The sequence below is a fragment of the Capnocytophaga genosp. AHN8471 genome (assembly GCF_016806945.1).
Lineage (GTDB): Bacteria > Bacteroidota > Bacteroidia > Flavobacteriales > Flavobacteriaceae > Capnocytophaga > Capnocytophaga periodontitidis.
This window is the reverse complement of the sequence record NZ_JAESPJ010000007.1, coordinates 71,555-95,598: the sequence shown is the minus strand read 5'-3', so window position 1 is coordinate 95,598 and position 24,044 is coordinate 71,555. Positions and strand designations below refer to the sequence as shown.

Annotated in this window: 19 protein-coding genes; 5 read left to right on the top strand and 14 right to left on the bottom strand. The window is 37.5% G+C overall.

All coding sequences use genetic code 11. The features are described from left to right. Positions 1 to 125: 125 nt before the first annotated feature. The 8 genes from bioA to JMN12_RS03580 form a co-directional block, all read right to left on the bottom strand. A complete protein-coding gene (gene bioA, locus JMN12_RS03615; RefSeq protein ID WP_203137199.1) occupies positions 126 to 1,403 on the bottom strand; it encodes an adenosylmethionine--8-amino-7-oxononanoate transaminase in 1,278 nt (425 codons plus the stop codon). Beyond that, positions 1,400 to 2,029, bottom strand: coding sequence for an endonuclease III domain-containing protein (locus JMN12_RS03610; protein ID WP_203137197.1), 630 nt, complete (start codon positions 2,027 to 2,029; stop codon positions 1,400 to 1,402). The genes bioA and JMN12_RS03610 overlap by 4 nt, the downstream gene beginning before the upstream one ends. Before the next feature lie 5 nt (positions 2,030 to 2,034). Further along, positions 2,035 to 3,036 carry a vWA domain-containing protein gene (locus JMN12_RS03605; RefSeq protein WP_009412133.1) on the bottom strand — a complete coding sequence of 334 codons (1,002 nt, stop codon included), beginning with the start codon at positions 3,034 to 3,036 and terminating at the stop codon, positions 2,035 to 2,037. Between the two features lies 1 nt (position 3,037). Further along, positions 3,038 to 4,672, bottom strand: coding sequence for a hypothetical protein (locus tag JMN12_RS03600; protein WP_203137188.1), 1,635 nt, complete (start codon positions 4,670 to 4,672; stop codon positions 3,038 to 3,040). Between the two features lie 55 nt (positions 4,673 to 4,727). Next, a complete protein-coding gene (locus tag JMN12_RS03595) occupies positions 4,728 to 5,594 on the bottom strand; it encodes a DUF58 domain-containing protein (RefSeq protein ID WP_203083396.1) in 867 nt (288 codons plus the stop codon). A gap of 28 nt (positions 5,595 to 5,622) precedes the next feature. Further along, entirely contained in the window at positions 5,623 to 6,318 is a 696-nt protein-coding gene (locus JMN12_RS03590) for a plasmid pRiA4b ORF-3 family protein (protein ID WP_088594416.1), read from the bottom strand. Between the two features lie 39 nt (positions 6,319 to 6,357). Continuing rightward, a complete protein-coding gene (locus JMN12_RS03585; RefSeq protein ID WP_088594415.1) occupies positions 6,358 to 7,359 on the bottom strand; it encodes an AAA family ATPase in 1,002 nt (333 codons plus the stop codon). 172 nt (positions 7,360 to 7,531) lie between these two features. After that, complete coding sequence (locus tag JMN12_RS03580; RefSeq protein WP_203137186.1) at positions 7,532 to 9,871, bottom strand: beta-N-acetylhexosaminidase; 2,340 nt, start codon at positions 9,869 to 9,871, stop codon at positions 7,532 to 7,534. A 129-nt stretch (positions 9,872 to 10,000) separates the two neighbouring features. Here JMN12_RS03580 and pdhA point away from each other — a divergent pair, with 129 nt between their 5' ends. Further along, positions 10,001 to 10,999 carry a pyruvate dehydrogenase (acetyl-transferring) E1 component subunit alpha gene (gene pdhA / locus JMN12_RS03575; RefSeq protein WP_009412127.1) on the top strand — a complete coding sequence of 333 codons (999 nt, stop codon included), beginning with the start codon at positions 10,001 to 10,003 and terminating at the stop codon, positions 10,997 to 10,999. A 36-nt stretch (positions 11,000 to 11,035) separates the two neighbouring features. Beyond that, positions 11,036 to 12,640 (top strand): pyruvate dehydrogenase complex dihydrolipoamide acetyltransferase, encoded by a 1,605-nt coding sequence (locus tag JMN12_RS03570; RefSeq protein ID WP_203137184.1) that lies wholly within the window; start codon positions 11,036 to 11,038, stop codon positions 12,638 to 12,640. 77 nt (positions 12,641 to 12,717) lie between these two features. On the opposite strand, the gene lipA is transcribed toward JMN12_RS03570, so the two are convergent. Both lipA and recO read right to left on the bottom strand, forming a co-directional pair. Continuing rightward, entirely contained in the window at positions 12,718 to 13,608 is an 891-nt protein-coding gene (lipA, locus tag JMN12_RS03565) for a lipoyl synthase (protein WP_009412125.1), read from the bottom strand. Between the two features lie 125 nt (positions 13,609 to 13,733). Then, positions 13,734 to 14,450: a DNA repair protein RecO gene (recO, locus tag JMN12_RS03560; RefSeq protein WP_203081801.1), complete on the bottom strand. Its 717-nt coding sequence runs from the start codon at positions 14,448 to 14,450 to the stop codon at positions 13,734 to 13,736. Between the two features lie 68 nt (positions 14,451 to 14,518). On the opposite strand from recO, the gene JMN12_RS03555 reads away from it, so the two are divergent. Beyond that, positions 14,519 to 14,983 carry an energy transducer TonB gene (locus JMN12_RS03555; RefSeq protein WP_198466432.1) on the top strand — a complete coding sequence of 155 codons (465 nt, stop codon included), beginning with the start codon at positions 14,519 to 14,521 and terminating at the stop codon, positions 14,981 to 14,983. Positions 14,984 to 14,989: 6 nt separating this feature from the next. On the opposite strand, the gene JMN12_RS03550 is transcribed toward JMN12_RS03555, so the two are convergent. Next, entirely contained in the window at positions 14,990 to 17,182 is a 2,193-nt protein-coding gene (locus tag JMN12_RS03550; RefSeq protein ID WP_203137183.1) for an FUSC family protein, read from the bottom strand. A 37-nt stretch (positions 17,183 to 17,219) separates the two neighbouring features. Here JMN12_RS03550 and JMN12_RS03545 point away from each other — a divergent pair, with 37 nt between their 5' ends. After that, the gene (locus JMN12_RS03545) at positions 17,220 to 17,777 is read left to right on the top strand and encodes an L-threonylcarbamoyladenylate synthase (protein WP_009410796.1); all 558 of its coding nucleotides are present in this window, start codon (positions 17,220 to 17,222) and stop codon (positions 17,775 to 17,777) included. 8 nt (positions 17,778 to 17,785) lie between these two features. Here the strand turns inward: JMN12_RS03545 and JMN12_RS03540 are convergent, their stop codons facing one another. Both JMN12_RS03540 and JMN12_RS03535 read right to left on the bottom strand, forming a co-directional pair. Then, on the bottom strand, positions 17,786 to 18,838 hold the full coding sequence (locus tag JMN12_RS03540) for an efflux RND transporter periplasmic adaptor subunit (protein WP_203137181.1): 1,053 nt from the start codon (positions 18,836 to 18,838) through the stop codon (positions 17,786 to 17,788). Positions 18,839 to 18,929: 91 nt separating this feature from the next. Then, positions 18,930 to 19,727: an S-adenosyl-l-methionine hydroxide adenosyltransferase family protein gene (locus tag JMN12_RS03535; protein ID WP_009412119.1), complete on the bottom strand. Its 798-nt coding sequence runs from the start codon at positions 19,725 to 19,727 to the stop codon at positions 18,930 to 18,932. A gap of 163 nt (positions 19,728 to 19,890) precedes the next feature. Here JMN12_RS03535 and JMN12_RS03530 point away from each other — a divergent pair, with 163 nt between their 5' ends. Further along, on the top strand, positions 19,891 to 21,546 hold the full coding sequence (locus JMN12_RS03530; protein ID WP_002681210.1) for a ribonucleoside-diphosphate reductase subunit alpha: 1,656 nt from the start codon (positions 19,891 to 19,893) through the stop codon (positions 21,544 to 21,546). Between the two features lie 59 nt (positions 21,547 to 21,605). Here JMN12_RS03530 and JMN12_RS03525 read toward each other — a convergent pair whose 3' ends face one another. After that, positions 21,606 to 24,026 carry a glycosyl hydrolase family 95 catalytic domain-containing protein gene (locus JMN12_RS03525; RefSeq protein WP_203137179.1) on the bottom strand — a complete coding sequence of 807 codons (2,421 nt, stop codon included), beginning with the start codon at positions 24,024 to 24,026 and terminating at the stop codon, positions 21,606 to 21,608. Positions 24,027 to 24,044: the final 18 nt, after the last annotated feature.

The following is a 24,044-nucleotide window of genomic DNA, read 5'->3' as shown; positions in this document are numbered from 1 at the left end:
AAATGTTACAATTAAGCGGCAAAAGTACTCTTTTTTTTTCACTTAAACAAATGATAATAAAATGACCTTGCTAAAGATATATACCTTGTAAAGAGATAATCAAATCTTTGGCAAGGTTATGTTTTTTACAAATTAGAAAACTTTTGTATCGCTTCTTCTAAAACATCGTACACTCGGTCTAATTGAGCATCTGTAATGATGTAAGGGGGCAAAATGTAGATAATATTTCCTACCGGACGCAGTATTACGCCTTCTGAGATAAAGAAGTTGTACAGTTTATCTCTGAATGAGCCGTAGTATTCAGTATTTTGAGAGGTTTTGAGGTCGAATGCCAAAATAACACCTAAGGTACGTGCATTTTCTACCGATGGATATTTCGCAATACGGGCTAAAAACTCCTGATGACGGCGTGCAATACGTTTTAAGTTGGCTTGCATTTCGTCACTTTCCAATATGCGAATAGCTTCTAAGGCAATCGCACAGCCCGTGGGATTTGCCGTAAAGGTATGTCCGTGGAAAAGAGCTTTGTTCACGTCTTCACTGTAAAAACCGTCGAATATCTCTTGGGTAGCAGTAGTTACCGCCAACGGAATCGTTCCTCCTGTAAGAGCTTTCGATAAGCACATAATATCGGGTTTATGAGTGAGATAGTCCGAAGCAAAAGTGCGTCCTGTACGTCCGAAGCCTGTCATTACCTCGTCGGCAATGGTAATCACACCATTTTCTTGTGCGATATGAATCAGCTTGTCTAAGGCTTCTGGTTCATAGATTTGCATTCCTGAGGCTCCTTGTACTAAGGCTTCAAATATAAAGGCGGCAGGATGATGTTCGGCAATCACTTCTTTGAGTTTTTTAGCAGCTTCATCGCTTCCTTTTTTGGGTAACGGTATGCGCACTACTTTCAACAAATGTTCTTTAAAAGCATCAGTAAAGAATGAAATACCCGAAGCTGCCATAGCGGCAAAGGTATCTCCGTGAAATGCATCTTCAAAAGCAACTACCGTAAAGCGTTTCTCGCCTTTATTGAAAAAGTACTGTAACGCCATTTTGATACCTACTTCCACTGCTGTCGAACCGTTGTCCGAGAAGAATACTTTCTGTTGGTTTTTAGGCAGGATACTGATGAGCTTTTCAGCAAGCTCTACCGCAGGTCGGTGTGTAAAGCCACCAAAGAGCACGTGCTCTAATTGGGTGAGTTGTTTGTAGGCAGCTTGGGCTAATCGCTCGTTGCTATGCCCATAGGGGTTTACCCACCAACTGGCAATAGCATCTATGTATTCTTTGCCGTCCTCGTCCCAAAGGAGAGCATCTTTCCCTTTCACAATTCCGATAGGTTTGGCAGCCGTTTGATGTTGGGTATACGGGTGCCACAAATGTTTTTCGTCTCGCTGTTGTAAATTCATTTTTTCGATTGTATAATGGTTTTGGTTATAATATCTTTCTCCATATTCCAGCCTCTCGCCGGACTGTATTCACGTCCGTACAAGATGATTTGCACGTGCAGTTTGTTCCATTTTTCTTTGGGGAAAAGTCGTTTGGCATCTTTCTCAGTTTGCACTACCGAACTACCGTCGGAAAGCTTCCAGCGGTGCATCAGTCGGTGTATATGGGTATCAACGGGGAAGGTCGGAATGCCAAAGGCTTGTGCAAGAACAACGCTGGCAGTTTTATGTCCTACTGAGGGGAGAGCCTCTAAAGCCTCAAAGGTTTGAGGAACTTCACCGTTGTATTTGTCTATGAGTATTTGGGAAAGCCCGTGAATACCTTTAGATTTCATAGGGGCAAGCCCTAAGGGTTTGATAATCTCCTGTATTTCGTCTACCGAAAGTAGTACCATATCATACGGATTGTCCGCTTTGTTAAATAGAATAGGCGTGATTTGGTTCACCCGTGCATCGGTAGTTTGTGCCGATAAGAGTACGGCTATCAGTAGCGTATAAGGGTCTTTGTGTTGTAGGGGTATAGTAATTTCAGGATAGATACTTTCAAGTGTATCAATGATGAATTTTACTTTTTCTTTTTTTTTCATTTGTATTATATTTCATTCCTAAAAACAGTGTGTTTTAAAAGGAATTCAAGTAACAATAGTACAGTAGCAATGATTACTAATAAGCGGAATTTTTCGTCTACTTCAGTGTATTTAAACTCTTCAATTTTAGAGGTTTCTAATTTGTTGATTTCGTCGTAAATTTGTTGGAGTTTTTGGTTGTTAGTAGCGCGGAAATAACGTCCGTGAGTTATTTGTGCAATTTTTTTCATCAACGATTCATCTATTTCTACTTGTAGCATTCGGTACATTATGCTACCATCGGGGTTGAGAGCGTAAGGCGAAAGCGCCATACCATTAGTACCAATACCTACGGTATATACTTTGATACCATATTCGGCAGCTAATTCGGCAGCGATAAGCGGGTCGATTACCCCAGTGTTGTTTACCCCATCGGTAAGGAGGATAATCACTCTACTTTTAGCTTTGCTCTCTTTGAGTCGATTTACAGCAGTTGCTAACCCCATACCTATAGCAGTTCCATCTTCTACTTGTCCATAAGTAAGTTCAGCTAATGAGTTAAGAATGATACTCTTATCGGTAGTTACAGGTGTTTTGGTATAGCTTTCTCCAGCGTATACTACCAATCCAATGCGGTCATTAGGACGATCTTTAACAAACTGAGAGGCTACTTTTTTCAAGGCTTCAAAGCGGTTAGGTTTCAAGTCTTGAGAAAGCATACTTGATGAAACATCTATTGCCATCACAATATCTATCCCATCAGTAATTTTAGTTTGTGCATTTTCAGAATGTGTTTGAGGGCGTGCTAAAGCTATAGTAATTAAGGCAACGGCTAATAGACGCAAAGCAAAAAGAGAATGGTATAAGTAATCCTTCCACGAACTTATCTTTCTAAAAGCGATGGTAGACGATAGTGTAACATTTGGTTTAGATTTTTTATTCCAATACACATACCAAGCTACCATTAGCGGTAAAACTAACAGCAACCAAAAGAACTGAGGATTGGCAAATGTAATATTTTTAAGCATATTATTCTGTTTTAAAAACTATAGAATTGATGACCCTTTGAGCTATTTTATTAGCATTAGGTTCGTTGATGTAGGTAATAAGTACTTGTTGGAGTGCATTGTTTTCAGTAAAACTATAGAGCTCATACGAAGCATTAAAATACTTACCTTTTTCATTAGGGATACTCATTTTACCAAATACTTTCATACCCTTAGCTCCATTCGGAGAAGTATATTCTTCCGTTAAGGTAGTGATGTTTTTTGCTTTGGCTTTATCCAATTGTGAAAGTACAATTTCATTCACTTTTTTGGGGTCTAAAGTAAGTCCACCGTCTTGTCCTTCTTGCTGAGATGCTGTATTTTGGGCATCTTTCTTGAAGGTAATGATATTAGTCATTATATAGAGTGGTGAATTGAGACTACCGTAATAGAAAGTGTATTGTTTGTCTATAATCGATTTATACTCAACTATATCTACTATTTGCTTGCGAATGAGTACTTCGGGGGTAGTAAGCTCGGTAATAGGATAGCCATAATCACTTGTTACCCACTCCACTTTATTATATTGAGCATATATACTGAAATATTTTAATCGTATCTTATTGTAGCCAAATATAAAAATGAGAAATAATACTAATGAACATAGACCAATAATTAAGCGTTTCTGCCAACGACTTAATTTTCTATTAGGGCGTGTAACCTTCGCTTCTTCTGCTATTTGATTTGTTTCAGCTTCTGTTTCTACAATAGGGATAGCTTCTTTAGTTTTAATGACTACATTTTCAATAGTTTCACGGTCGTATTCAGCGTTGTTATCTGAAGGTTTGCTCTTAGCAAACTTCACTAAATCGGCATTTTGTAATACACGTTTGAGATTATTGATAGTTTCTGTCGATAAGTATAATTTTCCAGTTTTTTGTAAGTTGTTGATTTTAGCTAAGAGTTCATCAGTAGTACTTTCTTTAGCTAAAATATGTACCTCGTCTTCCAAATATTCTTTTACAATATCCGTAAGGCGTGTGTAATAGGCTTTATGTTGTGATTCTATAAGGTATTTGGAGTTCTGTAAATCTTTTAAATCCTGAATAGCGCGTTCAAAAGGAGGTAGTTTTTTACGTTCTTCTTCAGCAGATAGTTTTTTCTTGCGAAATACAAAAAAGTATAAAGCGGCAGCAGTTAAAAGAAGAGTAACTATACCTAAAACAATCCATAACCAAAGGTGAGAAGAGGAGGGAGAGGTTACTTCGGCAATAGGTTTAGCGTCATATAAAGGCTGTTTGAGCGTATCTACGGCTACATTATGTACTTCTACGAGTAGTGAATCAGTATAAAAATCTTTATGGCTAATCTGTATTTTTTGTTGTGGAATGGTGTATTTACCCTCGTCGAATTGAGTGAGGTAATAGGCTTTTTCCAAACGGAATTTACCTTTCTCTTTTAAGGTATCGGTAGGATTAGTTTTTACCATTTCCAAAGCTCCAAAAGTTTGACCTTCAGGGAATACCACGACTGCATCGGCAGGAGCTTGTACGGATATTTTATACTCTATTTGTTCTCCTATCTTTATGTTTTTTGTACTAGTTGCTACTTTCACTTCTTGTGCGTGAAGAGTAGGCAATACAAATAATATTAGTATGAAATATAATATTCGTTTCATTTTTTAGTCCTTTATCTTTATAAATTTCTAAGACCTATTGCTTATTGCTAAAGACCTAACCTCTATTTTTGAAGTATCCTAATAGTTTTTGGGTGTAACTCTCATCGTCTCTACAACTCACTACACCAGCACCCGATTTCTGCCAAAGAGCTTCAAAGTAGTTCACCGTTTCACGATATTGTTTGGTGTACTCATTTTGCACAGCAGCTGAAGAGGTGTTGACACGCATCAATGTTCCTGTTTCAGCATCTTTTACCATTATGTAGCCTAAATTAGGTAATTCAGTTTCTTTTTTGTCGTAAATTCGAATCCCTGTAATATCGTGCTTTTTAGCGGCTATTTGTATAGGTTTCTCATAACCTTTGTCCATAAAATCGGAGAGCATAAACACAATAGCTTTTTTCTTGCTCACTCTGCTGAGAAATTGTAGAGCCTCAGAAATATTTGTTCTTAAACTTTTGGGTTGAAACTCTATAAGTTCTCTGATAATACGTAATACGTGAGATTTTCCTTTTTTAGGGGGTATATACAGTTCTATTTGGTCGGAGAAGAGAATCAAACCTGTTTTGTCGTTGTTTTGTAGGGCAGAAAAAGCTAAAGTAGCTGCTATTTCAGTGATGAGTTCACTTTTGAATTGCTGTTCGGTACCAAAGAGCTCACTACCACTCACATCTATCATCAACATAAGGGTAAGTTCGCGTTCTTCTTCAAATACTTTTACGAAAGGCTCGTTGTAGCGAGCTGTTACATTCCAATCGATATTGCGAATGTCGTCACCAAATTGATAGGGGCGAACTTCACTGAAAGTCATACCACGACCTTTAAAAGTAGAGTGATATTCCCCTCCGAAGATATTATCGGAGAGTTTACGCGTTTTTATCTCTATCTTGCGTACTTTTTTTAATAATTCTTTAGTATCCAAAATTAATTAGCAATTATGTAGTTAGGGATTATTGAAAGTCCAACTGAAAATCTTCGTAATTATTTTGAGCATCAATAATGAGAGTTTCATTGATGGCATTGATATCAAACTCATTTTCGTCCCAAGGGAAGCTGTAACCACAGAAAGATAGCCATTCCTTGTAATTTTTTACTTCAGTTTTAGGTTTACCAGCTTTAAATACTTCAAGCATTGCTTGGTAACCCCAAATACCGCCGCAATCTTCAGGGGGAGTTTTACCTTTTCCTTTGATACATATAGGGTAGATAAGAGTTTCATCATCAATAGCTTCTAACACAATTTTGTGTTCCCACGAATCACCAAAATCATACTCATAGATAATATAATCCTTTTCTTTTTTTAATATATCAGAAAGGAGGGGCTTGTTCACCAGTTTGTAAATATCTCGGTGTGAGTGCAAGAAAACAGACATAGGGTCATTAGGGTCGAAGTTATCGTCCTCATCCTCATTACCTACAAAGCCCATTTCTCTCCCAAACTCCATATCCTTTTCAGTTTTGATAAACAAACGAGAGTCGTTTTTCGGAAATTTGTAAAATTGATATAAATGCGCATTGTCCCAGTTGAAAAGGGTTTGAATGATATAATGTAGTGTTTCAAAAGTGATGTTATTATTCACCTTCACACGTCGCCATATTATAGGCTTTCTTGAGCCTTCAATACTGATTTTTAATGTGTATGCCATTTATTAATTATTAACGTTTAATTATTAATATTTAATATTTTATGGTACTTCAATGGTATTCACTATTTTGTGAATCATCTCTACTGAGGTAATATTCTCAGCCTCTGCTTCGTAGGTGATGCCAATACGATGGCGCAATACATCGAACACTACAGCTCGTACATCTTCAGGAATTACATAACCACGACGTTTGATGAAAGCATAACATTTAGCAGCCATAGCTAAATTGATACTACCACGAGGTGATGCTCCAAAGCTAATAAGAGGCTTAAGTTCAGCTAAATTATATTTTTCAGGATAACGAGTTGCAAAAATGATGTTTAAGATGTATTTTTCAATCTTTTCATCCATATACACTTCACGTACTGCTGTTTGAGCTTTGAGAATTTGCTCTAAACTCACCGTTTGATTCACTACAGCATAACTATTGCTAAGATTATCGCGCATAATCTGTTGTTCCTCGTCTAATTTAGGATAGTCGATAACTGTTTTGAGCATAAAACGGTCTACTTGGGCTTCAGGGAGTGGGTAAGTACCTTCTTGCTCTACAGGGTTTTGAGTGGCCATTACCATAAAAGGAGCATCGAGTTTAAAAGTGGAGTCACCTATGGTTACTTGTCGCTCTTGCATAGCCTCTAATAGGGCAGATTGTACTTTAGCAGGAGCACGATTGATTTCGTCGGCTAAGACAAAATTTGCGAAGATAGGGCCTTTTTTAATGGAGAATTCATTTTGTTTGATGTTGTAGGTCATTGTACCTATCACATCGGCAGGTAGCAAATCGGGAGTGAACTGAATACGACTAAATGACCCGTGTACTGATTTAGCAAGAGTGTTGATAGAAAGCGTTTTGGCTAATCCAGGTACTCCTTCTAAAAGGATATGCCCTTTACCTAATAAACCAATAAGTAGGGCGTTAACCATATGCTTTTGCCCTACAATTACTTTATTCATTTCATTGGTGAGAGTATCAATGAATACGCTTTCACGCTCAATTTTTTCGTTTATCTGACTGATATCTACAGATGTTCTTTGTTCCATAGTATAAATTATTTTTAGTGTTTATCTATTGTACAAATATTGTGCCGTTACGAAAGTAAAGTTGGTGTTTTTTTTGGTTTTTGGGAAAAATTATAGAGTTTGATTGTTTGTGACAAAAAGAAAAGCTACCTAAAAACTATTCAGACAGCTTCTTTTTATGAGTATAAAAAACTTAGTTTACTTGTATTTCATCAATGAAAAGGAAACCAGGTTTGCCTGCAGCACCTTCGTGAAAAGCAGGAATCTTGTTTACTTCATTGATTTTTACTTTTAGATAAGTAACTTCTTTTTCAGGGAAAGATAGAGTATAAGTTTTTATTTCTTTAAAATGTTCTTTAGGTAGAGCGTAACTTTCTTTGCCTAGTAATACGTAGTTTTTACCATCCTTAGAGCCCCATACTTCAAAATTAGTAGGAGGATAAATCCAATCACCAGTTTCAATGAAAGCATTGAAACTCACTTCTTTTACTAAAGTATTATCTTTTAAGGTAATAAGTACTTCACAAGGAGCTTCACTAAAACCTAACCATTCACTAGAACGAGAGTTTGTACCTCCTTTTCTTCCATCTACTAAGGTAATAGCACCATTATAAGCATAGTTTTGAGTGGGTTTGCTCAAAAACTCTATAGGACGTACAGTTGCTTTATTAAAAAAGAACTCTTGATTAAACTCACTTTCACCTTCTTTGCCAAATACTTTGGCTTTCAAATTTGTATTTTGAGTGAGTTTTAAAGGTTCTTTGTATATATTAGAATTTTTAGTGGGCTCACTACCATCGGTAGTATAATAAATAGGAGTATCTTGCAAACAAGAGAGAGTAACATTGATTTCATCTACACCAGGTTTTACTTCTGCACGAAGATCAAAAATATGTTTAGCATAAGTGTAACCTTCAACATCATAGATAGAAAGTAAGCGCATTAAGCGTTGTAAAAATCCTTGATAATCTTTAGGTTTAGCAGGGTCTACCCATTGAACTTCAGCTAAAGCAGCCATACGTGGCAAAGCCATATATTCAACGTGTTTGAAAGTTTTAATATACTCTGTCCAAATATTAGCTTGCACTCCTAAAATATGTTTTAGCTGCTCTTTATTCAGAGCTTCAGGATAAGGATTGAAAGAATATACACGTTCTACAGGAAGATAATTACCTATAGCAATAGGTTCTTTATCAGTTTTATCCGTTTGATAAAAATCAAAATAGCAGAATGACATAGGGGTCATAATAGCATCGTGGTTAGATTTGGCAGCTTCTATAGCACCGCCAATACCTCTCCAAGACATCACTGTAGCATTAGGAGCTAAACCACCTTCGAGAATTTCGTCCCAGCCAATCATCTTGCGACCTTTTTTAGCTAACACTTCTTCAGCAAAGCTGATTACGTGGCTTTGTAAATATTCTTCAGCAGTGTGTTTTGTGTCGCCTTTGATACCTAAAGCTTTTATTTTAGCTTGACATTTAGGACATTTTTTCCAACTGTTTTTAGGGCATTCATCTCCCCCGATATGAATGTATTCAGAAGGAAATATATCGGTTACTTCTTCCAATATATTTTTGATAAAATCGTACGTTTCGTCGTTACCTGCACAAAGTACATCTTCAGCAACTCCCCAAGTTTCTCTCACTTTGTAGGGGCCTCCAGTACAGCCTAATTTTGGATAAGTTGCCAAAACAGCTACCATGTGACCAGGGAGATCGATTTCAGGGATGATAGTAATATTGCGATCGGCAGCGTATTTTACAAGCTCTTTCATCTCTTGTTGGGTATAAAAACCACCGTGTGGTTTGCCATCGAATTTATCCCATTCTTTACCTAACATTGTTTGACTACGGGTACTACCTACCACAGTGAGTTCAGGATATTTTTTAGATTCAAAACGCCAACCTTGATCATCAGTGAGATGCCAATGAAATTTGTTGATATTGTGAAGAGCAAGTATATCTATATAGATGCGCACAGAGTCCGCAGAAAAGAAGTGGCGAGCGCTGTCTAAATGAGCACCGCGATAAGCAAAGTAAGGTTTATCGGTGATTTTTTTAGCGGGGAAAGTTATTTTATTTACTTTTTGTACAGGGATTGATTTTCTCAAAAATTGTATTCCATAGAAAGTGCCAGCTTTAGAAGCTCCGTTTATAGTAATATTGTTAGCAGTAATTGTTACTTGGTAAGCCTCTTTGTTGTCGTTAGAGTAGTTTTGTGATAGAGAAATAGTGTTAGTTTCGTTGTTTTGGTTAGGAGCTACTTTCACTTCTATTCCTGCCTGTTTTTTGATGTACTCTTGCAGGAACCCAGCGTACTGTTGCAAAGCAGCATCATTTTCAGGATAAGTGAGCTTGGTATCAGCTGTAAGAACGAAGGGTTTATCGACATCAGCTTGAAGGGTGGTAATCATTTCGGGAGCTGGAACTATTTCGTAGTTAGCAGTACTCCCCTCCTCATTGGTAGTCGTTGATTTACAAGAAATCATCGTCATCAATAACAAAAGTGCGGAAGTTAATTTTATCTTCATTACGTTTATAAATTTGAATTAATGGGACAAAGGTATAAATTTTTTTTAAATATTTTTTGGTTACGTTATTTTTTTTTTGCACCTTTGCAAATATTTTTAAAACGAATCGACTTTTATATACATTAACAAATGAAAAAATTTGATAAAGAAGTGTACCTAAAATGGTACGAGGATATGCTTTTTTGGAGAAAATTTGAAGATAAACTCGCCGCAGTTTATATCCAACAAAAAGTAAGAGGTTTCTTGCATCTCTACAATGGACAAGAAGCTGTAGCTGCTGGTTGCCTCCATGCAATGGATTTGACCAAAGACAAGATGATTACTTCTTACCGTTGCCACGTGCATCCCATAGGTTTGGGTGTAGACCCTAAACGTATTATGGCTGAATTGTACGGTAAAGGTACAGGTACTTCTCACGGTTTGGGAGGCTCTATGCACATCTTTTCTAAAGAGCACCGCTTTTATGGTGGACACGGTATCGTAGGAGGACAAATTGCTCTTGGAGCAGGTTTAGCTTTTGCCGATAAATACTTCAATCGTGAAGCAGTAACTCTTACTTTTATGGGAGATGGTGCCGTGCGACAAGGAGCTTTCCACGAAACACTTAACTTGGCAATGTTGTGGAAATTGCCAGTAGTTTTCATCGTAGAAAACAACCACTATGCAATGGGTACTTCCGTAGAAAGAACTGCAAACCACGTAAATATTTGGAAACTTGGTTTGGGTTATGAAATGCCCAGCCAAGAGGTAGATGGTATGCACCCTGAAACCGTAGCAGAAGCTGTATACGAAGCTATAGAACGAGCTCGCCGTGGCGATGGTCCTACTTTACTTGATATCCGTACATATCGTTATCGAGGTCACTCTATGTCGGATGCACAACACTACCGTACTAAAGAAGAGGTAGAAGAGTACAAAAAACAAGATCCTATCACCAATGTACTTGCTGTTATCAAAGAGAAAAAATACGCTACCGATGCTGAATTAGAAGCTATCGATGAACGTGTAAAAGAACGTGTGGCAGAGTGTGAAAAATTCGCTGAAGAATCACCTTATCCAGAAAAACACATTATGTACGATGTGGTTTACGAACAAGAAAATTATCCTTTCTTGCCAAGTAGACTTTAAATAAACTAAAAACACTAATTAAATACAAGAACATAAATGGCAGAAATTATTACTATGCCACGCCTGAGCGACACTATGGAAGAAGGTGTTGTTGCAAAGTGGCTTAAAAAAGTAGGCGATAAAGTAAACGAAGGCGACATTTTAGCTGAAATTGAGACTGATAAAGCTACAATGGAGTTTGAATCATTTCACTCAGGTACCTTATTATATATAGGGTTACAAGAAGGTGAAGGAGCCAAAGTAGATACACTTTTGGCTATCATAGGTAAAGAAGGTGAAGATATCTCAGCACTTATTGGAGGTGGAGCTCCTGCAGCAGCTCCTAAAGCTGAAGAAGCAAAACCTGTTGCTGAGGTAACTAATACTCCCGCTGCAGGTGTTGCTATGCCTGCAGGTGTAGAGGTGGTAACAATGCCTCGACTCAGCGATACAATGACAGAAGGTACTGTAGCTTCTTGGCTTAAAAAAGTAGGAGATACAGTAAAAGAAGGCGATATTTTAGCTGAAATTGAAACTGATAAAGCTACAATGGAATTTGAATCTTTCTACTCAGGAACCTTATTGTATATAGGTCTAAAAGAAGGAGAAAGTGCTTCAGTGGATTCATTGTTGGCTATTATAGGTCCTGCAGGTACTGATGTGAATGCAGTATTAGCAGCATTACAAGGAGGGGTTAGTACTCCAGCAGCAGCTCCTAAATCCGAAAGCAAACCTACTGAAACAGTAGCTCCAGCTGTTGCTCCAGTAGCTAATGCTAACGACCGTGTGTTTGCTTCACCTTTGGCTAAGAAAATTGCTCAAGATAAAGGTATTAACCTTACTGAAGTAAAAGGAAGTGGAGAAAACGGACGTATTGTGAAGAAAGACGTAGAAAACTTTACTCCAAGTGCTAAAGCGACAGCAGCTCCTGCTACAGCTTCAGCAAATCCAGCTATCCCAACAGTAATTCCTGTAGGTGTAGAAGTAACTGAGGAAGTGAAGAACTCACAAATGCGCAAAACGATTGCGAAACGTTTGGCAGAGTCTAAATTCACTGCACCTCACTACTATTTGGCAATAGAAATTGATATGGATAACGCGATGGAATCTCGTGCTCAAATCAACAATTTACCAGACACCAAAATATCTTTTAACGATATGGTAGTGAAAGCCTGCGCAATGGCACTTAAAAAACACCCTCAAGTAAATACTTCTTGGAAAGGCGATACAACCCTTTACAACAAACACGTGAATGTAGGGGTGGCTGTAGCTATTGAAGATGGCTTGGTAGTACCTGTTATCAGGTTTACGGATACTTTAACGCTTACTCAAATAGGTGCTTTGGTAAAAGACTTGGCTGGTAAGGCACGCAACAAAAAATTGACTCCTGCCGAAATGGAAGGTAGCACATTCACTGTGTCTAACTTAGGTATGTTTGGTGTAGATGTATTTACTTCTATTATCAATCAGCCTAACTCAGCTATTCTTTCAGTAGGTGCAATTGTAGAGAAACCCGTAGTGAAAAATGGACAAATAGTAGTAGGTCATACTATGCAAGTAACACTTGCTTGCGACCACCGTACTATTGATGGTGCTACAGGTGCTCAATTTTTACAAACTCTCAAAACATACATTGAGAACCCTGTAACAATGCTCGCATAGGAGAATATGTTATTATTATAAACAAAAGGCTGTCCTTTCAAAGGGGCAGCCTTTTTTGTTTGTATCATTACCTATTATTATAATAAGTGTTTATGAGCACGGTAGGACGAGCGAACTAATGCTCCACTCTCTATGTGGCGGAATCCTAATTCTAAGCCTATTTCTTTGTATTTAGCAAATTGTTCAGGAGTTATAAATCGTTTCACAGGTAAGTGTTTTTTAGAGGGTTGCAAATATTGACCTATAGTTACAATATCTACTTTAGCTTCTTTTAAGTCATGAAGGGTTTCTATCACTTCTTCTTCTTTTTCTCCTAACCCTAACATAATTCCTGATTTGGTACGATTAGCGCCATTTTCTTTTAAATAGCGCAATACTCCTAAACTGCGGTCGTACTTAGCTTGAATGCGTACCTCACGCGTTAATCGGCGTACAGTTTCCATATTGTGAGAGATAATTTCAGGTGCAGCATCTAAAATGCGGTTTAAATTACGTTCTACTCCTTGAAAATCAGGGATGAGGGTTTCCATAGTAGTATTAGGATTCATACGGCGTACTGCTCTTACGGTTTCTGCCCAAATGATGCTTCCCATATCTTTTAAATCATCACGGTCTACTGAAGTGAGTACGGCGTGCTTGATATTCATCAACTTGATAGAGCGTGCTACTTTTTCAGGTTCTTCCCAGTCTAAACTTTCAGGACGTCCAGTTTTTACACCACAAAATCCACAAGAACGAGTACAAATATTTCCTAAAATCATAAAGGTAGCAGTACCTTCTCCCCAGCATTCTCCCATATTAGGGCAACTACCTGAAGTACAGATAGTGTGAAGATTATAGCGATCTACCACGCTTCTCAATTCGGTGTATTTTTTTCCAGTAGGGAGCTTTACGCGTATCCATTCAGGTTTTTTGGTAAAAGTTACTTCAGTTTCTATATTATTGATAGCAAGCGATTCTGCATTCATTGTTTTAATCTTTAAACTAAAAATTTTCCAAAAGTACTACTTTTTTTACAAACTGACAATTTTTTAGTGATACAAACTTTTTATAGTCTATTGTAAAGATCTATAAATCAACGCAGATAAGAATTTTAAAAAAGTACTTGTAATACTTCTAATGATTTTATTTTCTTAAAATTAGGAAAGTGCCATTCGTAGTATTTTAGCAATAGATACAATAAGGCATTGCGTTCGTTTTTGTTAGTTCTAATTTGATTTAGAGTTGGATAATCTGTTTCTAAAAGTGTTTTGAACAAGGAAAGAGCATTTCCTGAAATAACCGCTGTATTATTTTCAGTAGTTGTAAAATGGCCTTCTTCTAAACTGAAAAAAGGAAGGTATGAATCGCTATCATCGGGGTAAAAACCAAGATATTTGCTGAGGTCAAGCAAGAATTTTAAATGAAAATTAGCCGAAAAATTATTGCGGTCTAAATAGATGAGTTTTTCTTCTAAGTAGTTAAAAAGTTCTATATCAGGAGCTTCGGAGGTACATATATAAGCACATACTTCAGAGAGGAATAAGCTTACAGTACTCTTGTATATATCGGTGTGAAGAGTGAGATAAGGGGTAGTTACTTTTGCTTCTTTGATATGCCCTAAGGAACCATTACTCTTATGAGTAGCAACGAGCTCTAAGAGAGTAAAAGGTTGAAAAAGTGCTATGGTTTGGCTGTTCTTTTTAGCAGAAAGTATACCTTGCTGTAGATAACTACGTGTGCCAAGCGTTTTAGTAAAACACTTTACAATGAGACTGTTATCACTGTATTTTAAGTTTGATATTACAATAGCTTCAACTTTTTCGTACATATATTCTCCTTTATGATTGTATAATTCTTGGCATATTCCTTGTTCATAGTTTTAAAAAATGTTTTACTATGAGAATCTTTATATGTTTATGTTGTTGTTTTTTGAGTCTTAAAAATTATGCTCAATTAAAAGATAAAATATCTAATAATATTATAGTTGATCCTTCTGTTTTTGAAGTATCTGAAAAGGCAGCTTGTAACTATCCATTGATTACTCGAAAAGTTAGATTTATGGAATGTAAAGCTGTTCCTGAATCTGAAGAAGATAAGTGTTTTAATGAATACTATAACAGGCATTTGCAATCGGTAGTACATCTTGAAAGACCTTTTGAGGATGCTGGAGAAGCTGTTATTCAATTTTGTGTAAACACTGATGGATCTGTGAAGGTACTTAATTGTATAGGTACTACTGAATATGCTCGTAAAGAGACTATTCTTGCAGTTCAAAAACTTCCTAAGTTTATACCAGCTCAACACAGAGGCAGACCAATACCTTCTTATTTTCAATCTCGTATTATCTTTAAATTCCGTTAATAATTATCAATTGTTAATTGTTTTTATACTTTGTTCTAAGTTTTTTGCTAATCCAAATAAATAATTAAACTGCTCTCCATAGAATTGTATCTCACGCCTTGAAATTGGTAAAGAATTATTTGTATTTTGAGAGGTATCCATAATTTCTTTAATTGCTTGATTGAATTTCTCAATAGGTGTTTTATAATCGGTTTGAACAGTAGCCATAGGTTCAACAAGTAACGTCAAACAGTGTTGCAAGGCTGCTATAAGACTCTCAATTGCCTCGTTGAATACCGCTTTAGGGAAGGTTACTTTCTTGCTGTTCAACCTAATGCCAAACGAAGCCACAGAGGCTAAGAAGGCTTGCTGTATCACGATAATCCCGTATACTGATGGATTTTTGTACTGCATAAACTTTGGCTCTTGTAACATTCGTTGGAAGGTGGTATTTAGGTTTGAAAGTGCCAACACAGCTTCTTTGCGCGATACTTTATAGGCAGTGGTAATCCCTTCTCCGGTATTAAAAATCTCTTTTACTCGCTGTAAGTAACCAATATTAGCTTTTACTGATTTGGTAACCGCTTCTCTATAAGTATTGTGTTCCCACGTAGGCAAAATGAGATAATTACCTGCAAACGATAGTCCAACCCCTATAACGGTATCCAATAGGCGGTCATAAATAAGGCTATAAACATTAGGTGTAATCAGTGCAAAAATAAATATCGCACTGATAGTGATGAATATAGAGGCGTACATATAGTTCTCTTGAATCAACCCAAAAGCAATAGGCATACACAAAATAGCGACATAGAGGTACAAGCTAGGGTAGGGTAGTAGGTAAATCACTGCAAACGAGGCAACCCCACCAATCATAGTGCCATAAACTCTGCTGAGTGAGCGCTCTTGGGTAATCCCAAAACCAGGGCGCATAATAATGAAAATGGTAAGGATAATCCAGTAGGCATTGTTGATAGGGAATATATCACCTATGAGGTAACTCAAAAATACCACTATAGATAGGCGCATTGCGTGCCTAAAAAAGGTAGATTTTAAAGATATATGGTCTTTGAGCCGTCGCCACGAGTAGTTTTGGTAACTCACAAACTTGCGATAAGTACTCTCATCGCGTACCCCTGCATCGTTGCTATAATAGTTCTCAAAAATATGTCGGATATTTTCAATAGAATGATATTGACTTTCTATATAAATATAAAAATTTCGCAACAGCAAAGCGCGTTCTTTATCTTCTTCCGATACTTCTGAAAGTGCTTTCAAGGCTTCGTTCTTCTCTTTGGTTTGCGCTAATAAGTCTTTTAAACAGTTGTCTAATTGTATCTTTTTGCGTGACCCAATGTATTCGGACATTTGTTGTAGCTGTCTCGATAGTTCTTTGAGGAAATCTACATAAGTTTGTAAATATTCGCGATGCTCGGCAAAAACCTTGTCCACTTTCTCATATTGTACGGGGTTGGCTAAAGCTAGCTCGAAGATATCCACTAGCTCTATAAACATCAAAAATTGGCGTTGCAGGTAATCGGTTTTACCCGATTTGCTCCGTGAATCAAGTACGGCTTCACGGAGCTTTTCATATTTTTCGTTGAGGCTTGTTTGCAGGTTGATGAGCTTTTTGAGTCCCTCGCTTCTGTCTTTGGCGATGAGTAAATCAGCTCTTACCGAAAAAAACTCTGCCGTAAGAGCAAAGCACTTCCCTAACAGCTGTTCACTGTACAAACGCGGACGTATTTTTAGGAATATATACACTAATACACTGTACCACAAACCTCCTAATAGCACACAACCGCTGTATAAAACAATACCCCACCCTGTTTGCAAGTGGGCTAAAGTAGAGGCTATCTCAAATAATCCCGCGAAAGCTACCATTGTAGCGCGATGTCCGTATAACGAAATATAAGCGTTTCCGAAGGTGAGTAGAAATATGGTAGGCAGTAATAAGTACTCGTAAGGAGCCGTGAGATTTATTAAAACACAACTGAGAATTGCTAATAGCGTAGCTATCAAAAGACCTCCGTAAAGGTGTTTTTGATTTCCTGGAATATCACTGGGCGAAATCGCAATCACACTCAAAGCTATAGGTATGCCAATATCCATTAGGTCGAACCAATAGCCCAACCCCAAGGGAATAAGCACCGCAATGGTTTTGAGGCACCCTTTGAAGAAAGAAAAACTTTTAAAGAAAGATATGATGGAGGTATACATTTTTTTACATATATTTGCGGGCAAAATTACAAAACTAATGGCAAATAACCATCTGATAACTGAAATATTAAAGGCAGGGAAGATAATTCTGTATCCTACTGATACAGTTTGGGGCTTGGGGTGTGATGCTACAAATCCTGAAGCGGTAGCTAAGATTTTCCAAATAAAACAACGCAGTGAGAGTAAAAGCCTCATCATTTTAGTGAGTGATACAGAGATGTTACAACACTATGTAACGGATATACCTCCTAAGGTGCTCGCTTATCTTCAAACCTTGCAAGAGCCTACCACTATTATTTATAGTCACCCTTTGCATTTGGCTAAGAATGTGATAGCTGCTGATAATACAGTAGCCATTAGGGTCGTGCAAGATGTGTTCTGCCAACAGATGATTGCCGATTTTGGCAAACCCATAGTCTCTACCTCTGCTAATATCAGTGGAGAGCCAACACCTTTGTATTATCAACTCATTAATCCCCAAATTATTGCGCAATGTGATTATGTAGTACCTTACCGTCAAGACGATACCCAAATAAAAAATCCCTCACGCCTGATTAGGTTTGATACAGACGGAGAGATTCAAATATTAAGATAAATAGTAAGTTACTCTACTATTTTCACAGGTGTTCCGTTATCTATATTAATTTGACCGCTGGTAATCACTTCTTCACCAACAGTAAGTCCGCTGATGATTTCTACCTTATCACCAAAGTTACGACCACTTTTCACGTTTACCATTTCAGCTTTGTTGTTTACAATTTTGAAAATTTTGTTTTGGCTAATACTACCCACGAAAGCAGAATGAGGTACCACAAGAGCTGTAACCTCATCATTACCACTGCCAAACTGTGCAGTCGCATACATTCCCGCTTTTAGCTTTTTATCTTTGTTAGCTACTAATATTTCTACAGGAAATTTGAGAGCACTGTTAGATTTGGGAGCAATAAAAGTAATTTTTCCCTCTACTAATTCAGAAGAAGTGCTGGGTTTAATTTTAACAACATCCCCCACTTTTAGTTCTCCTACTTGATTTTCGTCTACCGTAATTTTCAATTTCAGATTGTCAATATTTACCACGTTGAAGAGGGTTTGTCCTGCTGCTACAAGCGTTCCTTCTTCTACTTCTTTGCTGGTTACAATCCCGTTGATTTTACTGCGGATTGCAGTATCTCCTGAGGCAATAGCAGCTGAGTTGTAATTAGCTTGAGCATTTTTGAGTTGCAAGCGCGCTTGCTCTAATTGTTGAGCAGTAACACCTCCCGTTTGGAAAGCACTTTCAAAGCGTTTCAAGTCCGATTTTGCTGTTTCGAGTGCTGCTTTAGCGTTGTCTAACTGCACATTAGTTCTGTCAGCTTTTGTTTGTGCCAATACTTGTCCTGCTCTCACAAAATCACCCTCTTTTACGAAGATTTTTATTACTTGCCCCCCCATTTCTGAAGAGACATTTAGGTCTTGTTCAGCTACAAAAGTACCATTGGACGTAAAAAGGTCAGCTACTTTTTCTTCTGTTACCTTGGCAGCACGTACGGCTACTTGGGCTTCTTTTTGGGCAACGATAGCCACTTCTTCAGCATTCTTTTGCTTGTTAGAATATAGGCGGAAAGCCATTAATCCCATAAGGGCTACTATTACAACTATAGTAATTACTTTTTTCATTTTTCTTACAATAATATATTAAGTGTTCTAAATCGGGGGCAAAGGTACGATAAAAAACTTAATAAACAAAAAAAGTTTCCAAAAATATTTTTTATTTGAATTGAACAATTACTCTATCAAGGCAATTGATACCTAATAAAGAAGATGCTCCTCCTACTGAACGAGTATCGCTTTTGTAAATACTACATTGTAGAAAATTCAATTCGTTGAAGAGAATCATCATATTGCCATCATCGTTCATTTCGCTGTAGCTGTTGTATACTTTTTTAAAAGAATACAAGTTGAATATAACTTCAAATTTGCGTCCTTTTCTTGTTTCCTCAAAAAGAGAACGCGAAATATTACTCACAGCATTACCATAATGATCTATATAGATAATTATTCCGTGAATGAAAGCTTCATCGGTAGATACTTCTGGCCTGAAATATGATACAGGATTACACTTTTCAATAGGAGTACCTATTTGGTTAAGAGGAGTGTTTTTGCAAATTTGTTCGGCTATTGAAGTAAAACTATAAAGTGTAGAAAAAAGAGGGGTAGGAGGTTGGGTATTAAACTCATACAATGCTACATTAGTATAATTTTCAGAAAGGAGGTGGAAAATGCCATTATCAGCACCTATAAAGTAATGCCCGTTGAGTGACATTAATAGGTGTTTTTTTGAAACAGAGCGTTCAGTATCTACCCCTATGATGTGAATACTGCCCTCAGGGAAGTGTATGTAACTATTTTGGAGGATATAAAAAGTTTCTAAGATGTTGAAAGGAGAGATGAAATGAGAAATATCTACAATAGTGGCATCAGGGCACTTGCTGTAGAGAGCGCCCTTCACAGCAGCAACTGAATAATCGTGCAATCCAAAATCGGTGGTAAGAGTGATTATTTTCATATTTGTGAGAATGAGACTGCAAAGGTATAGCATTCAATTGAAATACCCAACTCAAAATCACTGATTTTTATGGATTGTTGAAAACTTTGTTAATAACTTATTCGTTAGAGGGTGTGAAAATCGAATAGAAAGCCGTTACTTTGCAGCCCGAAAATAAAAAGTTATGAACGAAGAAAAAGATATTTGGTGGCTCAACGAAGAGTCTGAACAAATCCTCAATAGAGGCTATTTATTAAAAGGTGAGAGTGTGGAGGGAGCAATAGATCGTATCACACGCGCCGCTGCACAACGTTTGTACAAACCTGAATTACAACCAGCTTTTAAAGAGATGATCACCAAAGGTTGGATTAGTTTCTCATCTCCTATTTGGGCAAATATGGGTACTGAGCGCGGCTTACCTATTTCGTGCTTTAATGTGCACGTGCCTGATAGCATTGAGGGAATTACTCACAAACTCGGCGAGGTGATTATGCAAACCAAAATAGGAGGGGGGACTTCTGGTTATTTTGGTGAATTGCGCAGTCGCGGTTCGGCAGTTACCGATAATGGTAAATCAAGCGGAGCAGTGAGTTTTATGAAATTGTTCGACTCGGCTATGGATGTGGTGTCACAAGGAGGGGTAAGACGCGGTGCTTTTGCGGCTTATCTCGATATCGACCACCCCGATGCTGAAGAGTTTTTGCAGATTAAAGATGTAGAGTTCCCTATTCAAAACCTTTTCTTCGGGATTTGTGTACCTGATTATTGGATGCAGGAGATGATAGATGGAGATGTAGAAAAACGCCGTTTGTGGGCTCGGGTATTAGAATCTCGCCAACAAAAAGGTTTGCCTTATATTATCTTTACAGATAATGCTAATCGCAATCGCCCTCAGGTGTACAAAGATAAAGATATGATTATCCGCTCAAGTAATTTGTGTAGTGAGATTATGCTGCCTTCAAGTGAAGATGAATCGTTTATCTGTTGTCTTTCATCAATGAACTTAGAACTTTTTGATGAGTGGAAAGATACTAAAGCAGTGAAATTGGCAGTTTTCTTCTTAGATGCTGTACTTTCAGAATTTATAGAGAAAACAAAAGGGAATTACTATTTGCAGGCAGCGCGCAACTTTGCTATTCGCCACCGTGCTTTAGGCTTAGGAGTATTAGGTTATCACTCATATTTGCAACGCAATATGATACCTTTTGAAAGTTTTGAAGCTACTCAATTCAATGCGCGTGCTTTTAAATATATTCGTGAGGAAGCAGAAAAAGCAACTAAAGAATTGGCGCATATTTACGGAGAACCTGAAGTGCTAAAAGGTTATGGCAGACGTAATACCACTACTATGGCAATTGCTCCTACCACTTCTAGTTCAGCTATTTTAGGGCAAGTTTCCCCTGGTATTGAACCTTATTCAAGTAATTACTATAAGGTAGGTCTTTCCAAAGGAAACTTTATGCGCAAAAACAAATACCTCACTCAACTGTTAGAAGAAAAAGGACTTAACAACGAGGATGTATGGCGTTCCATTCGTTTGAATAATGGTTCGGTACAACACTTGCAAGAACTTACACAACAAGAGAAGAACGTGTTTAAAACTTTTAAAGAAATATCTCCTATGGAAATTATATCGCAGGCTGCACAGCGCCAAGCGTATATAGATCAAACACAGAGTTTGAACTTAAATATTCCATCGGTGATGCCTATCAAAGATGTGAATAAAGTGATGATAGAAGCGTGGAAGTTAGGAGTAAAAAGCTTGTACTACCAACGCAGTCAATCAGTAGCTAAAGAGATGATAATGAACTTTGTGAACTGTAGTAGTTGCGAAGCATAACATATTAATTTGTTTGCAAAAAAGGCTGTATAGCGGATTGCTGTACAGCCTTTTTTGCTTTATAGAATACTATAAGTAGCACCTTTTTCAGTAGGGAAACTCACTACTTGTGATTTCTTTTTAGAGGGGATTAATAAAGTTTGTTTGTAGTAAATGCTTTTACCTGCAGGAAGTAAAACACTGCAATCAGCGCCATAGAGAGAGGTGATAGTAGCTGTTTTTAAGCGGTGTTTTTTCCAATTAAAACTCACTTCAAAACCATTGCGAGCTTTCATTCCTTCCACAGTACCTTTTTCCCAATCGGGGTGGGACGGGAGTGCTGGCAAAAAACGAATGGTATAATTCTTTCCGTGACTTTGCAAAAGCATCTCAGCAATACCCGCTGCTCCTCCTAAATTGCCATCTATTTGAAAAGGAGGGTGAGCACAAAAGAGATTAGGGTAAGTACCTCCATTTTGTCCGCTGGTACTATTGGGATCTACAGGATGTAACAATTGTCGTAATAACACTAGAGCGTGATTGCCGTCCTGTAATCGCGCCCAGAAATTTATCTTCCACGCACGTGACCAACCAGTACCTCTATCTCCTCGCATTTTGAGTGTTTTTTTAGCAGCTTTAGCTAAAGCTGGTGTATCCCAAGGGGTAATCTCGTCGTAAGGGTATAGTCCATAGAGATGTGATACGTGGCGATGATTGGGTTCAGCGTCTTTCCAATCATCTAACCATTCGTTGAGGTCTCCTTTCCTACCGATGCGATTAGGGACAGTATGTGTTATAATTTCTTGCCATTGAGAGTAAAGATCACTATCGACACCTAATATTTTGGCAGCTTGTAGAGTGTTACTAAAGAGTTCTCGCACTATTTGCATATCCATAGTAGGGGCAATACAAGTGTTACCTATTTGCTTTTTGCCATCTTTTAGCTGGGGCATTATATAGGCATTTTCGGGTGAGTTAGAGGGAGCTGTTACCCAGTAGCCTGTTTTAGGGTCTTTGATTAACAAACTTTGGAAAAAATCGGCTGCTTCTTTTAGTACGGGATAATATTCTTTTAAAAAATCAGTGTTGAGGGTGTAGAGGTAATGTTGCCAGATGTGCTCACATAGCCACGCACCTCCGGTAAGTGTAGAACCCCATTCAGCCGATTCACCTGGGGAGGTGTAAAACCAAGGGTTGCTAATCACGTGTGCCACCCAGCCCTTAGCATCGTAATAAGCTTTTGCAGTTTTGCGTCCGTTAGCAACTAAGTTTTTAGTAAACTGATGTAAAGGTGTTGTGAGTTCAGAAAGATTAGTGCTTTCAGCTAACCAATAGTTCATTTGTAGATTGATATTCAAATGGTAATCGCCATTCCAAGGGGTTTGGTACTCTTCAGCCCATAAGCCTTGTAAATTAGCGGGTAAGAGACCTTCACGAGAGGAAGAGATGAGTAAATATCTACCAAAATTGTAATACAATATAGGTAGTAAAGCATCTTTTTTACCTTTGTAAAATCGCTGTAATCGCTCAAAAGTGCTGAAGGAGCTTGTGTCAGTATTAGCATCACTATACCAGCGATTACGATTAAAAAGTACTTGATAAGCCTTTTGGCTTTCTATAATAGCATTATCAAAAGGAATGGTTGTTTTTTGTAGATAATTATTAGCTTTTTGTAGTACATCATCTTGTGTAAGCCCTCCTTTAGTAAAATCATAATTGGTTGCAGCACTTATTTTAAATACTATTTCTTTGGCTTTTTGTACAGAGGTAGCAGAGGCTGTATTTTGAAGATTTCCATCTGTTTGAATATCTATTACTGAAGCAAATTGCATTCCTTGTATATCATTATTAGGGAGGGCACCTGAGAGTATGATTTTATTTGATTTATAAGATGTTGTAGCATTCTCTTTGCGATTTAGAAAAATATCCATATCTAAGGGCTGAGAAGCTGTAATTCTTATCCAGATAAGGTCATTTTTAAAATCAGCAAAAGCAATTTGTTGAATATGGTTATCACCCCGCTTGAATGAAGTAAAAGCAGTAGCTTGGTCTAAACGAAGAATGCGTTGATAGTTTTCTATAGGGAGGTTAGTTTTCCAATCTAATTGTAACTCGCCTAATATTTGGTAACAACCATAGTTGCCATTTGCCCCATTACCGTTACAAGAACCTTTTCCTTTAGCGATAAAGTGTTTTTGCAAAAGGGATTGAGCTTCTAAATTTTTACCGTCTAATAGAAATTGTTGTATGGTTTTTAGATGTATATGAGCATCAGGATCATCAGCATCCTGTGTTCCTCCAGACCAGAGTGAGATTTCATTGAGTACAATTCTATCAATATCAGTTTTGCCAAAAAGCATAGCTCCTAAGCGCCCGTTGCCAATAGGTAAACTTTCGATAAAATGTTTAGCAGGTTCGTGAAACACTACTGAAACATCTTGAGGTTGTGCATAAAGAAATAATCCAATTAGTAATGATATAAAGAAACTAATAGTTTTCATAATTTATAAAAGGTTGTA

Coding starts and splice junctions, on each gene's coding strand:
- bioA (WP_203137199.1), bottom strand. CDS start 1,403: ATGAATTTACAACAGCGAGACGAAAAACATTTGTGGCACCCGTATACC.
- JMN12_RS03610 (WP_203137197.1), bottom strand. CDS start 2,029: ATGAAAAAAAAAGAAAAAGTAAAATTCATCATTGATACACTTGAAAGT.
- JMN12_RS03605 (WP_009412133.1), bottom strand. CDS start 3,036: ATGCTTAAAAATATTACATTTGCCAATCCTCAGTTCTTTTGGTTGCTG.
- JMN12_RS03600 (WP_203137188.1), bottom strand. CDS start 4,672: ATGAAACGAATATTATATTTCATACTAATATTATTTGTATTGCCTACT.
- JMN12_RS03590 (WP_088594416.1), bottom strand. CDS start 6,318: ATGGCATACACATTAAAAATCAGTATTGAAGGCTCAAGAAAGCCTATA.
- JMN12_RS03585 (WP_088594415.1), bottom strand. CDS start 7,359: ATGGAACAAAGAACATCTGTAGATATCAGTCAGATAAACGAAAAAATT.
- JMN12_RS03580 (WP_203137186.1), bottom strand. CDS start 9,871: ATGAAGATAAAATTAACTTCCGCACTTTTGTTATTGATGACGATGATT.
- pdhA (WP_009412127.1), top strand. CDS start 10,001: ATGAAAAAATTTGATAAAGAAGTGTACCTAAAATGGTACGAGGATATG.
- JMN12_RS03570 (WP_203137184.1), top strand. CDS start 11,036: ATGGCAGAAATTATTACTATGCCACGCCTGAGCGACACTATGGAAGAA.
- lipA (WP_009412125.1), bottom strand. CDS start 13,608: ATGAATGCAGAATCGCTTGCTATCAATAATATAGAAACTGAAGTAACT.
- recO (WP_203081801.1), bottom strand. CDS start 14,450: ATGTACGAAAAAGTTGAAGCTATTGTAATATCAAACTTAAAATACAGT.
- JMN12_RS03555 (WP_198466432.1), top strand. CDS start 14,519: ATGAGAATCTTTATATGTTTATGTTGTTGTTTTTTGAGTCTTAAAAAT.
- JMN12_RS03550 (WP_203137183.1), bottom strand. CDS start 17,182: ATGTATACCTCCATCATATCTTTCTTTAAAAGTTTTTCTTTCTTCAAA.
- JMN12_RS03545 (WP_009410796.1), top strand. CDS start 17,220: ATGGCAAATAACCATCTGATAACTGAAATATTAAAGGCAGGGAAGATA.
- JMN12_RS03540 (WP_203137181.1), bottom strand. CDS start 18,838: ATGAAAAAAGTAATTACTATAGTTGTAATAGTAGCCCTTATGGGATTA.
- JMN12_RS03535 (WP_009412119.1), bottom strand. CDS start 19,727: ATGAAAATAATCACTCTTACCACCGATTTTGGATTGCACGATTATTCA.
- JMN12_RS03530 (WP_002681210.1), top strand. CDS start 19,891: ATGAACGAAGAAAAAGATATTTGGTGGCTCAACGAAGAGTCTGAACAA.
- JMN12_RS03525 (WP_203137179.1), bottom strand. CDS start 24,026: ATGAAAACTATTAGTTTCTTTATATCATTACTAATTGGATTATTTCTT.